The following is a 12,580-nucleotide window of genomic DNA, read 5'->3' as shown; positions in this document are numbered from 1 at the left end:
TTTTTGCATCAATAGACCAAATTACTGGTAGTATGAGAAATGGTATTCTATTTTTATTTCTGTTCTTTTTAGCAGGAATTATTTTATTGATCAGAGTTAAAAAAGTGTCTGAAAATTAATATAAATTATTTATGTTTGCCTTATTTAAACAATTTATATGAATAAGGTTACTTTTAAATCAATATTTATTTTTTCAATTTTAGCGATAATTATTTTTTCTTGCAATATTGAACCATATGAAGGGGAAATTCCTGATGCCATAAGCAATAAAAACCAAGGTGTTTTTAAAGTTGATTTTGATGGATTAACGTATGAAGCCGATAACATACAAGCTACTTTATTAAATGATGTTTTTAATATAACAGGTTTTAGAGGGAATTCTGGAGAAGCTTTAACTTTAACGGTATTTAATCCTTCATTAGGGAAACATGCCTTAGGAGTTACCAATAATTCATTAGAAACAAATGCAGCTGCATATACTGAAGCTAATAATACCGGATCTGGTAGTTGGGTCGCTTTCTCTCAAGCAAACGTATCGCAAGGAGAGATAAATATAACAGGCATAAATGAAATTGATAAAACTATTTCTGGCACATTTTATTTTACAGGAACGAATGCGTCAATATCTAAAGCAAAAGAATTTACTAAAGGTGTTTTTACAAATGTTTCTTTTGAAGCAAGTTTAGGTGGAGGAAATACTAATAATAATACCTTTTTTGCCAAAGTTGACGGTGTTGAATTTAAGGAAAATCTTATTGCAGGTATATTTCAAACCCTTAATGGCGTTTCTACTATTGGAATTTCTGCAACTAAAGACAACCTTCAAACTATTGGATTTAATTTAGATGGGAATATATTACCAGGAGAATATACATTTAATACTTTTAGTACACCTATGGCATTGTATAATAGGTCGATGAGTGATATCAATACAGGAACTGGAATATTAAAAATATCTACTCATGACAAAGCTAAAAAACGAATAATAGGAACCTTCCAATTTACTGCGAGCCCTTTTTTAAGTACGGGAGCAAGTTATGAAATTACAGAGGGTAGTTTTGATGTAACTTATTTTTAAAATGAGGTGTAAAAAAATAATAAAGTTTTTAATTGTTACATTTATAAAAAAAATCCTGCATTTTAAATGCAGGATTTTTTTTTATTTTTAAGATTTTGAATTTATTAAGATTCAGCAGGTTTCTCAGCCTTTTCAATACTAATATTTAATTCTTGAGATTTTTCATCTAAATCAATATTAATGCTATCACCTTCTGTAACATGCGAAGTAATAATTTCTTCAGCCAAAGCATCTTCAACGTATTTTTGAATCGCTCGTTTTAAAGGTCTAGCACCGTATTGTTTATCGAATCCTTTATCGGCAATATAATCTTTAGCTTTGTCGCTTAGTTTTAAGTTGTAACCTAAATCTTTAATTCTTAAAAGAAGTTTTCCAAGTTCAATATCAATAATTTTGTTGATGTCTTCTTTTTCTAGAGGATTAAACACTACCACATCATCAATTCTATTTAAAAACTCAGGAGCAAACGATTTCTTCAAAGCATTTTCAATAACACTTTTCGCATTGGCATCTTCTTGTGCTTTTTGTGAAGCGGTCCCAAAACCAATTCCTGTTCCAAAATCTTTAAGTTTTCGAGCTCCAATATTAGAAGTCATGATGATAATAGTATTTCTAAAATCAATTTTTCTGCCCAAACTATCGGTTAAATACCCATCGTCAAGCACTTGAAGCAGCATGTTAAATACGTCTGGATGTGCTTTTTCAATTTCATCTAAAAGAATTACGGCGTAAGGTTTGCGTCTTACTTTTTCAGTTAATTGTCCACCTTCTTCGTAACCAACATATCCTGGAGGGGCACCAACTAATCTTGAAATAGCAAATTTTTCCATGTATTCACTCATGTCTATTCTAACAAGTGAATCTTCACTGTCAAATAATTCGCGAGATAATACTTTTGCTAATTGTGTTTTACCAACACCTGTTTGACCTAAAAATATAAATGAACCAATGGGTTTATTGGGGTCTTTTAGTCCTGCTCTATTACGTTGAATGGCTTTTACAACTTTGGAAACAGCATCGTCTTGACCAATAACTTTACCTTTAATAAGTTTTGGAAGTTCAGCTAATTTATTGATTTCAGTCTGTGCAATTCTGTTTACAGGAATGCCGGTCATCATCGAAACTACATCGGCAACATTGTCTTCCGTAACAATTTCACGGTGTTGTTTGGTGTCTTCTTCCCATTTTTCTTGAGCAATGGCTAATTCTTTTTCAATGCGTTTTTCATCATCTCTAAGTTTTGCAGCTTCTTCATATTTTTGCTTTTTAACAACCGAATTTTTGGTTTCTTTTACGGTTTCAAGTTGTTTTTCAAGCTCAATAATTTGTTTTGGTACCTCAATATTTGTGATGTGAACACGAGAACCCGCTTCATCTAAAGCATCAATAGCTTTATCTGGAAGGAAACGCTCAGTCATGTATCGGCTTGTTAATTTCACACAGGCTTCAATAGCTTCAGGTGTATAATCAACATTGTGGTGCTCTTCGTATTTTCCTTTAATATTGTTAAGAATTTCAATAGTTTCTGCAATAGTAGTTGGTTCTACAATGACCTTTTGAAAACGACGTTCTAAAGCGCCATCTTTTTCAATATATTGACGGTATTCATCTAAAGTTGTAGCACCGATGCATTGAATTTCCCCACGTGCTAAAGCTGGTTTAAACATGTTGGATGCGTCTAAACTTCCAGTGGCTCCACCTGCACCAACAATGGTATGAATCTCGTCAATAAACAAAATAACATCATCATTCTTTTCAAGCTCGTTCATAACGGCTTTCATGCGTTCTTCAAACTGTCCACGGTATTTGGTTCCAGCAACTAAACTTGCTAAATCTAAAGTGACAACACGTTTGTTGAAAAGAATTCTTGATACTTTTCGTTTTACAATTCGAAGTGCTAAACCTTCGGCTATGGCAGATTTTCCAACACCAGGTTCTCCAATTAAAAGTGGATTATTTTTCTTTCTTCTACTTAAAATTTGAGAAACGCGCTCAATTTCTTTCTCTCTACCAACTACAGGGTCTAATTTGCCTTCTTCAGCTAAAACGGTCAAATCACGTCCAAAATTATCTAAAACAGGCGTTTTGGATTTTTTGTTTGTTTTGCCTGTTGGTGAATTAAAAATATCTTTTGAAGCATCGTCTTCGGTATGAGAATCATCATCTTGAAATGATTCTGCCTTTGGTTCTCCCGAAACATCGGGATATTCGCTATCGTTTGTTATCATAAATTTGAATTGTTCTTTAACGTTGTCGTAATCAACTTTAAGCTTATTTAAAAGCTTGGTAGTGGGGTCGTTTTCATTTCTTAAAATACAAAGTAATAAATGAGCTGTATTTATAGAAGTGCTTTGGAATAGTTTGGCTTCTAAAAACGTTGTTTTTAAAGCACGTTCTGCTTGCCTTGTAAGATGTAGGTTCTTTTTCTGGTTTGAGGCTACCGCAATATTTGGATTTGCCGGACTTAGTATCTCTACTTTACGTCGTAGATGGTTTAAATCAACATCCAACGCATTTAAAATATTAATAGCCTTGCCATCGCCATCGCGTAAAAGTCCAAGCATTAAGTGTTCTGTCCCGATAAAATCGTGACCTAATCGCAATGCCTCTTCTTTGCTATAAGCAATTACATCTTTTACTCTTGGGGAAAAATTATCATCCATAGTTAGTTCCTTTCTGCATTAAAAATACTAAAACATTTTACTAACGGCAAAAACTATACCTTAAAATGTGTGAAATCGCCATTAACAAGAAGTTTTTTGAAAAAAAGAACACCAAAGAAAATAAAGCGATACCATGTGACTTTTAAAAAAACAATTAATAATTGCGCATGAAAGTTGCTAATTGACGAAAAAATCTTTATTAAATCAAAATTTTGCACAGCATATTTATTAACGAAAAAAGCATGTGTAATTGTTAATAAAAAACACGAAAAAATGGTATACAATGATTTATCGTAACTATTGAAATACGTATATTAGCATGTTTTGAAAAACTCATAAAACTTAATTAAATTATTTATGGCAGAAGGAGAAAAATTGATCCCTATTAATATTGAAGACGAGATGAAAACGGCTTACATTGATTATTCAATGTCGGTCATTGTGTCACGTGCTTTACCAGATGTAAGAGATGGGTTAAAGCCAGTTCATAGACGCGTACTTTTTGGTATGCACGAACTAGGTATTAGAGCAACAGGCGCCCATAAAAAGTCGGCAAGAATAGTTGGAGAAGTTTTAGGTAAATACCACCCACATGGCGATACATCGGTTTACGATGCCATGGTACGTATGGCTCAAGAATGGAGTTTACGCTATATGTTAGTTGATGGACAAGGAAACTTTGGCTCTATAGATGGAGATAGTCCTGCAGCAATGCGTTATACCGAGGCGCGTATGCGTAAAATATCTGAGGATATGTTGGCAGATATTGACAAGGAAACAGTAGATCATAAATTGAATTTTGATGACACCTTGCAAGAACCAACAGTGTTACCAACTCGTATTCCAGGGCTTTTAGTTAATGGTGCTTCTGGTATTGCAGTAGGTATGGCAACCAATATGCCTCCTCACAATTTAACAGAAGTTGTTAATGGTACCATTGCTTATATTGAAGATAACGATATAGAAATAGACGAGTTAATTAAACACGTTAAAGCCCCCGATTTTCCAACAGGAGGTACTATTTATGGGTATGATGGTGTTAAAGAAGCATTCCATACGGGTAGAGGTAGGATTGTAATACGCGCAAAAGCCAATATTGAAGAAGTTCAAGGGCGTGAGTGCATCATTGTTACAGAAATACCTTACCAAGTTAATAAAGCAGAAATGATTAAAAAAACTGCAGACTTGGTAAATGAAAAGAAACTTGACGGTATTGCTACCATTCGCGATGAATCGGACAGAAATGGTATGCGTATTGTTTATGTTTTAAAACGTGATGCCATACCAAACATCGTTCTTAATAAATTATTCAAGTACACGGCTTTACAATCGTCGTTTAGTGTTAATAATATTGCTTTAGTAAATGGACGTCCGCAACTTTTAAATTTAAAAGAGTTAATTCACTATTTTGTTGAGCACAGGCATGAAGTTGTTGTAAGGAGAACTACTTATGAATTGCGTAAAGCAGAAGAACGCGCTCATATTTTAGAAGGATTAATTATTGCTTCAGATAATATTGATGAAGTAATTAAAATAATTAGAGGATCTTCAAATGCTGATGAAGCTAGAGAAAACTTAATTGAACGTTTTAAACTTTCAGAAATTCAAGCCAGAGCTATTGTAGAGATGCGTTTGCGTCAACTAACAGGTTTAGAGCAAGATAAATTGCGTTCTGAGTACGAAGAAATCATGAAACTCATCATAGACTTAAAAGACATCTTAGATAAAAAAGAGCGTCGAATGGAAATCATTAAAGATGAGTTAACAGTTGTAAGAGATAAATATGGAGATGAGCGTCGTTCAATTATCGAATATACAGGTGGCGATTTAAGTATTGAAGATATGATTCCAGATGAAAAAGTAGTGATTACTATTTCTCATGCGGGGTATATTAAACGTACATCATTATCCGAATACAAAACACAGAATAGAGGTGGGGTTGGTCAAAAAGCTTCAACTACTAGAAATGAAGATTTCTTAGAGCATTTATTTGTTGGTACCAACCACCAGTATATGTTGTTCTTCACTCAAAAGGGAAAATGTTTCTGGATGCGTGTTTATGAAATTCCTGAAGGTAGTAAAACTTCTAAAGGTCGCGCCATTCAAAATTTAATAAACATTGAACAAGATGATACGGTTAAAGCATTTATATGTACGCAAGACCTTAAAGATGAAGACTATATAAACAGTCATTACGTTATTATGGCTACTAAACAAGGCCAGGTTAAAAAGACGTCTTTGGAGCAATATTCACGTCCAAGAACAAACGGTATCAATGCCATTACTATTAAAGAAGACGATATTTTATTAGAAGCACGCTTAACAACTGGTAATAGCCAAGTAATGTTAGCGCTTAAATCTGGTAAAGCCATTCGTTTTGAAGAAGCCAAAACACGCCCGATGGGACGTAGTGCATCGGGTGTAAGAGGTATAACGCTTGCGGACAAGAAAGATGAAGTAATTGGTATGGTAACTATTGAAAACCCACAGGAAGAATCGGTATTAGTAGTTTCAGAAAACGGTTATGGAAAACGTACTTATATTGATGATCCAGAAGATGGAGAACCGGTATATAGAATAACCAACCGTGGAGGAAAAGGTGTTAAAACTATTTCTATTACAGAAAAAACAGGTAAATTAGTGTCTATTAAAAGTGTTACGGATAGTGATGATTTAATGATTATTAATAAATCTGGAATTGCCATTAGGTTAGAAGTGAAAAATTTAAGGGTGATGGGTAGAGCGACCCAAGGTGTTAAATTAATCAACTTAAAAAACAATGATTCTATTGCTGCTGTTGCAAAGGTAATGCACGATGAAGATGAAGTGGATGAATTTGAAGAAGGTATTGAAAACACTGGAACTCCAGACGATGGCACAACTATTGATACTAACTTAGACGAAAATAACACAGAAAATTAAATTAAATATTATAAAAAATGAAGAAACAGATTATCATAGCTTTAGCATTTTCGGTTAGTGCATTTTCTTTTGCACAAAAAAAAGAATTGAGATCCGCTGATAAAGCTATATCAGGGAAAAACTATGCAGAAGCTAAAGCAGCTTTGAAAGAAGCGGAAGCTTTAATGTCTTCTATGGATGACAAACTTAAATCACAGTATTATTATTTAAACGCCGAAGCTTTATATGCTGGCGGTGCAGGTTCTATAAACGATATTGATGCTGCTTTAAAAAGTTTAGAAAACGTAAAAGAAGGGTTTACTTCAGAGGTTTCAGAATTAAAACAAACCATGGTTAATGGTATATTAACTAAAGGGAATAAATCTTATGAAGGTAAAGATTATTCTACAGCCTCCAACTATTTTGAAAAAGCCTATAGATTAAGTACAAAGGACACCTTATTTCTATATTACGCAGCAGCAACAGCTGTCAATGTTCAAGAATTTGATAGAGCTTTAAATTTATACGAAGAACTAAAACAATTAGGTTATACAGGTATTGAAAAGCAATATTTTGCAACAAATATTGAAACAGGAGAAGAAGAAGTTTTAGAAAAGGGCTCACGCGATCTTTATGTTAAAGCAAAGAGCCATAACAATCCGGGAGAGCGAATTACAGAGTCTAAAAAACCTGAAATTGTAAAAAATGTAGCGCTTATTTATATTAGCAAAGGTGAAGATGAAAAGGCTTTAGGGGCTATTAAAGAAGCAAGAGCAGAAAGTCCTGATGATGTAAATTTAATTTTATCGGAAGCGAATATCCACTATAAATTAGGTAACACTTCAGAGTTTAAAGCCTTGTTAGAACAAGCCACTCAAATGGATCCAAACAATCCAGAGTTACAATATAACTTAGGTGTTATCGCAAGCGAGTCTGGACAACCAGATGAAGCAAAAACTTATTACGAAAGAGTAATAGAATTAGACCCACAGTATACTAATGCCTACATAAATTTAGCGGCTTTAATTTTATCAAAAGAAGAAGGTATGATTAAAGAAATGAACGGTTTAGGAAGTTCAAAAAAAGATGATTTACGTTATGATGAGTTAAGAGCACAACGCCAAGATTTATATAAAAGTGCAGCTCCTTATTTAACAAAGGCACTAGAAATTGATTCTAAAAACATAGGTGCAGCAAAAACGTTAATGAATATTTATAGTATTATTGGTGAAACCGCAAAGCATAATGAAATGAAAGCAAAAGTTGAGGCTTTAGAAGCTCAATAAAATTTAAAACTTGAATAAAAAATGCCGCTATTAGCGGCATTTTTTATTCAAGTTTTAGCAGCTTCGTTTAACGTATATGTTTTTATGTGTATGCAACGAGCTACTAAACATGTAAAAAATTCAATATTTTTTCAGATAAAGTCAAAATTGATTTTTTTCAAAGTCATTAGCTTAAATGACTTTTTTAATAACCCGAAGTTTATGGGTATGTATTTTTCTATCTACATTGTAAATACCTGAGTGGTCTAACCTGTCAATTCTAACCTTTCCGTGTGCATGAATAATGTAATTATCACTCATAATAATGCCAACGTGGGTAATAATACCTTCGTTGTTGTCAAAAAATGCTAAATCTCCAGGTTCACTTTCTTCAATAAAACTTAAAGCTTCGCCTTGTGTAGCTTGTTGTGAGGCATCGCGTAACAATTTATAGCCATTAAGTTTGTATACCATTTGCGTAAAACCAGAGCAATCTATCCCAAAAGGAGTTTTTCCACCCCACAAATAAGGGGAATTCAAATATAAAAAAGCAGTCTTAATAAGGTTTTCTTTCGGCTTTTTACCTTCAACTACAGTGCCATCGTGTTTGTGAATTAAAATGGATAAGCCATTAAGCGAAGAACCTAGCAATATAGGGTGCAGTTGTTGGTTGTTGTCTTCAATAAATTCAACTAAATCAATCGAAAGTTTAAGGGGTTCTTTGTATAGTTGGTGGTATTGTTCTTCGCTAATTTCTAATAGCTGCTTGTTATCAATCCAACCTTCATATTTATCAAAAGCAAGTCTAATTTTACTCCAACTTTTCCGTTGTTCCAATATTTTAAAAATATCACCATATAAAACCTGCGAAACAAGTTCGCTAGTATCAGTAGGTTCGTTTCTAAGAGGTACAATGCTTAAATTACAAATTCCGTATAGCATACAATTATTGGCTAATTTTATTGATAATTATATGTTGAAATGTTACAAAAGATAAATAGTATGTTCTTAATAAAAACTTAGAGTAAAAAACCATGTTGAAAAAATAATCAATAAAAAATAATAAATGTTTTAGCGTTCTATAATAATTGCAGATGCACCACCGCCACCATTACAAATAGCTGCTGCACCAATTTTAGCATTGTTTTGTTGTAAAACATTTAGCAATGTGATGATGATTCTAGCACCAGAGCAACCAAGTGGATGTCCAAGTGATACAGCTCCGCCGTTAACATTTACATTGGTATCGTTAAGTCCAAGAATTTTCATGTTAGCTAATCCAACAACAGAAAAAGCTTCATTAAACTCAAAAAAATCAACATCTTTTAAACTAATTCCTGCTCTATCTAAAGCTTTAGGAAGCGCCTTTGCGGGTGCGGTAGTAAACCAATCAGGTTCATGGGCAGCATCGGCATAACTTTTTATAGAGGCAAGTGGTTTTAAACCAAGTTCGTTCGCTTTTTCTCTGCTCATTAAAACCACTGCTGCAGCACCATCATTTATTGTTGAGGCATTGGCGGCAGTTACGGTTCCATCTTTTGAGAAGGCTGGTCGTAATTGCGGAATTTTATCTAAAATCACATTAGTGAACTCTTCATCTTTACTAACGATAATGGGTTCTCCGCGTCGTTGGGGCACTTCAACAGGTACAACTTCATTATCAAATTTACCGGCTTCCCAAGCAGCTGTAGCACGTTTGTACGATTGAATAGCAAAAGCATCTTGGTCTTCACGAGAAAATTTATATTCTGTAGCGCAAGCATCGGCACAAACACCCATGGCATTTTGGTTGTAAGCATCTACTAAGCCATCTTTTTGCATGCCGTCTATTAAAGAAGCAGGCCCGAATTTTGTACCAGTTCTAGCGTGTAAATAATGTGGAATTAAACTCATGTTTTCCATACCGCCAGCAACAACAATATGGGCATCGCCCAAAGCTATGCTTTGTGCCGCTTGCATAATGGCTTTCATGCCAGAGGCACAAACCTTGTTAACAGTAGTACAAGGCACTGTGTTAGGTATGCCGGCATAAATAGCAGCTTGTCTAGCAGGTGCTTGTCCTGTTCCTGCTTGAACCACATTGCCCATCAGCACTTCGTCAACCAATTCTGGCTTTAAGTTTATTTTGTTTAAAGCACTTTTTATTGCAATGGCTCCTAGTTGGGGTGCAGGAATTGTTGAAAGTGCCCCCATAAAACTACCAATAGGTGTTCTTATAGCCGAAACAATAACTACTTCTTTATTCATTAGATAATTATTAAACTTGTTGTATGCGAAAATAATGATTTTTTAGTAAAAATTAGAGCGATTCTATTATTATAAAAAACGGTATTGGCTTATAATTTTATTACATTTGGTTTTCCTTAACTTATTAAATGGAAGACTTTATAAATAAACTTTACAGAAACCATTCCTTAATTTATAAAGGGCTATTATTTGTTTGTACTACTTTTTTAATTGTGTATTTGTTTCCCAAAAGTGGGAAGTTTAAATATAACTTTGAAAAAGGAAAGCCTTGGCAATCTGAAAATTTATATGCACCTTTTAATTTTGCTATAAAGAAATCGGATGCTGAAATTGCTTCGGAAAAACAAGTCATTGTTGATAATTCCATTTTATATTTTGCTGTTGACAATTCTGTTGAAGCAAAAGTAAACACGTTATATAAGCTACAGTTTAAAAGTGCTTTTTCTGATTCTATTCCAAAAAGAACTTTAGAGAATTTAAATAAAGTTGGTAGAGAAATAATCTCTGAGTTTTATGCTTTTGGTGTTTTAAATGAAAGTTATAATTTTTCTGAAGATAGGGCTATTGCCATTCTTGAAGAACGCGTAAAAAAGCAAGACGGTTTTTTTTCAGATTTAATAAAACAAGACGCTGTTACACCTGTTATTAATAGTGTGTTGCAAAAGCATAAATTAACTAATTATAAAACTAATTTCGTATCATTATTTTTTGAATTGATTCAACCTAATTTAACCTTTGATAAATCGTTTACCGAAAAAGCACAACAAGAAGAATTAAACAAAGTGGCTTTCGTAAGAGGAAGTGTTGAAAAGGAAACTTTGATTATATCTAAAGGGGAAATAATTGAAGGAGATAAGTATCAAATTTTAAAATCGTTACAGTCTGAATACGAATCTCAGGTTTGGAGTAAATCTAATTACAACTGGATACTTTTTGCTTATACCTTATTAGTATCTTTGGCCTTATTAATGCTGCTTTTGTTTTTAAGAAAGTACAGAAAAGAAGAAGTGTTTGAAAACAACACCAAAGTCACTTTTATCTTCTTTAATATCTTTTTAATGATATTTATTACAACCTTGGTTGTAAATTACGATTCAAAGTTTATTTATGTAGTGCCAATTTGTATTTTACCATTAATATTTAAGGCATTTTTCGATGCCCGTTTAGGTTTGTTTGCACACGTAATTACAGTACTGCTATTAGGGTTTATAGTACCTAATAGTTACGAGTATATGTTTCTTCAAATTATAGCTGGAATTGTAACGATCTTAACGGTTTCAGAATTATACAAACGCGCCAATTTATTTATTTCCGTAGGGCAAATTACCCTCATATATATTGTAGCTTATTTTGCATTTTTTGTTATTCATGAAGGTAGTGTAGATGCTATTGAGTGGGAAATGTTTATATGGTTTGTTTTAAGTGGACTCGCAACCTTGTTTGTACAACCATTAATTTATGCTTATGAAAAGATTTTTGGACTGGTCTCCGATGTGTCGCTTTTAGAATTGTCCGATACCAATTCAAAACTTTTAAAAGAACTTTCTAACAAAGCACCTGGTACGTTTCATCACTCTTTAAATGTTGCGAACCTTGCCGAAGCTTCAGCAAACGAAATTGGTGCTAACGCCATGTTGGTTAGGGTAGGTGCTTTGTACCATGATATTGGTAAAATGAAAAATCCTACCTATTTTACCGAAAATCAATCTACAGGAATCAATCCGCACGATGAGCTATCATCTAAAGAAAGTGCAAGAATAATAACGGGCCACGTAATTGATGGCATAGAAATAGCTAAAAAATATAATTTACCAGATAGAGTTATAGACTTTATTAGAACCCACCACGGGACAAGCGTAGTTTATTATTTTTATATGCAAGAGAAAAATGATTTTGATGATGTGGATAAATTAGATTTTAGTTACCCTGGGCCTAAACCATTTAGTAAGGAAACCGCTATTTTAATGATGTGTGATAGTGTTGAGGCAGCGTCTAAAAGTTTAAAGGACCCCACTTCTACTAAAATTGATACCTTTGTTGAAAATATAATAAATAAACAAATTGAAGGAGGACAATTTTTAAATGCCAACATTACTTTTAAGGAAATTCAATCTATAAAAAAAGTGCTAAAACACAAGTTAGCAAATATTTACCATTTGCGGATTGAATACCCTGAATAATATTTAAAAAAAATAAATAAAATAGTTGCGTTCTTATTATGTATATACTACATTTGCAACCGCAATTTTATTGCACAAGTTCATAATAAAATTTTAGGAGAGGTGCCAGAGTGGTAATGGAGCAGATTGCTAATCTGTCGACGGGTAACTGTCGCCAGGGTTCGAGTCCCTGTCTCTCCGCAATTTTTAAGATAACCTTCGGGGTGTAGCGTAGCCCGGTTATCGCGCCTGCTTTGGGAGCAGGAG

Annotated in this window: 7 protein-coding genes and 1 tRNA gene; 5 read left to right on the top strand and 3 right to left on the bottom strand. The window is 33.6% G+C overall.

All coding sequences use genetic code 11. The features are described 5' to 3' along the window. Positions 1 to 157: 157 nt before the first annotated feature. The gene (locus VP395_RS15635) at positions 158 to 1,078 is read left to right on the top strand and encodes a DUF6252 domain-containing protein (protein WP_346242967.1); all 921 of its coding nucleotides are present in this window, start codon (positions 158 to 160) and stop codon (positions 1,076 to 1,078) included. A gap of 104 nt (positions 1,079 to 1,182) precedes the next feature. On the opposite strand, the gene VP395_RS15630 is transcribed toward VP395_RS15635, so the two are convergent. Further along, positions 1,183 to 3,741, bottom strand: a complete 2,559-nt coding sequence (locus VP395_RS15630; protein WP_346242966.1) for an ATP-dependent Clp protease ATP-binding subunit — start codon at positions 3,739 to 3,741, stop codon at positions 1,183 to 1,185. Positions 3,742 to 4,098: 357 nt separating this feature from the next. Between VP395_RS15630 and gyrA the strand changes: the two genes are divergently transcribed. Together gyrA and VP395_RS15620 are read left to right on the top strand one after the other, a co-directional pair. Next, positions 4,099 to 6,663 carry a DNA gyrase subunit A gene (gene gyrA, locus VP395_RS15625; RefSeq protein ID WP_346242965.1) on the top strand — a complete coding sequence of 855 codons (2,565 nt, stop codon included), beginning with the start codon at positions 4,099 to 4,101 and terminating at the stop codon, positions 6,661 to 6,663. Positions 6,664 to 6,680: 17 nt separating this feature from the next. After that, complete coding sequence (locus VP395_RS15620) at positions 6,681 to 7,928, top strand: tetratricopeptide repeat protein (RefSeq protein ID WP_346242964.1); 1,248 nt, start codon at positions 6,681 to 6,683, stop codon at positions 7,926 to 7,928. A gap of 171 nt (positions 7,929 to 8,099) precedes the next feature. Here the strand turns inward: VP395_RS15620 and VP395_RS15615 are convergent, their stop codons facing one another. Further along, on the bottom strand, positions 8,100 to 8,849 hold the full coding sequence (locus VP395_RS15615; RefSeq protein ID WP_346242963.1) for a C40 family peptidase: 750 nt from the start codon (positions 8,847 to 8,849) through the stop codon (positions 8,100 to 8,102). Between the two features lie 129 nt (positions 8,850 to 8,978). Next, positions 8,979 to 10,154 (bottom strand): acetyl-CoA C-acyltransferase, encoded by a 1,176-nt coding sequence (locus tag VP395_RS15610; protein ID WP_346242962.1) that lies wholly within the window; start codon positions 10,152 to 10,154, stop codon positions 8,979 to 8,981. A gap of 128 nt (positions 10,155 to 10,282) precedes the next feature. Between VP395_RS15610 and VP395_RS15605 the strand changes: the two genes are divergently transcribed. Continuing rightward, positions 10,283 to 12,334, top strand: a complete 2,052-nt coding sequence (locus VP395_RS15605) for an HD family phosphohydrolase (RefSeq protein ID WP_346242961.1) — start codon at positions 10,283 to 10,285, stop codon at positions 12,332 to 12,334. A gap of 96 nt (positions 12,335 to 12,430) precedes the next feature. Continuing rightward, positions 12,431 to 12,514, top strand: a tRNA-Ser gene (locus tag VP395_RS15600). The last annotated feature ends 66 nt before the right edge of the window (positions 12,515 to 12,580 follow it).

The organism is Mariniflexile soesokkakense, from assembly GCF_039650365.1.
In the GTDB taxonomy this organism is placed as follows: Bacteria; Bacteroidota; Bacteroidia; order Flavobacteriales; family Flavobacteriaceae; genus Mariniflexile; species Mariniflexile soesokkakense.
This window is presented reverse-complemented; position numbering and strand designations above follow the sequence as displayed.

Bases quoted from the DNA above. Each gene is read 5' to 3' on its own strand.
- VP395_RS15610 (WP_346242962.1), bottom strand. From the start codon at position 10,154: ATGAATAAAGAAGTAGTTATTGTTTCGGCTATAAGAACACCTATTGGT.
- VP395_RS15635 (WP_346242967.1), top strand. From the start codon at position 158: ATGAATAAGGTTACTTTTAAATCAATATTTATTTTTTCAATTTTAGCG.
- gyrA (WP_346242965.1), top strand. From the start codon at position 4,099: ATGGCAGAAGGAGAAAAATTGATCCCTATTAATATTGAAGACGAGATG.
- VP395_RS15620 (WP_346242964.1), top strand. From the start codon at position 6,681: ATGAAGAAACAGATTATCATAGCTTTAGCATTTTCGGTTAGTGCATTT.
- VP395_RS15630 (WP_346242966.1), bottom strand. From the start codon at position 3,741: ATGGATGATAATTTTTCCCCAAGAGTAAAAGATGTAATTGCTTATAGC.
- VP395_RS15615 (WP_346242963.1), bottom strand. From the start codon at position 8,849: ATGCTATACGGAATTTGTAATTTAAGCATTGTACCTCTTAGAAACGAA.
- VP395_RS15605 (WP_346242961.1), top strand. From the start codon at position 10,283: ATGGAAGACTTTATAAATAAACTTTACAGAAACCATTCCTTAATTTAT.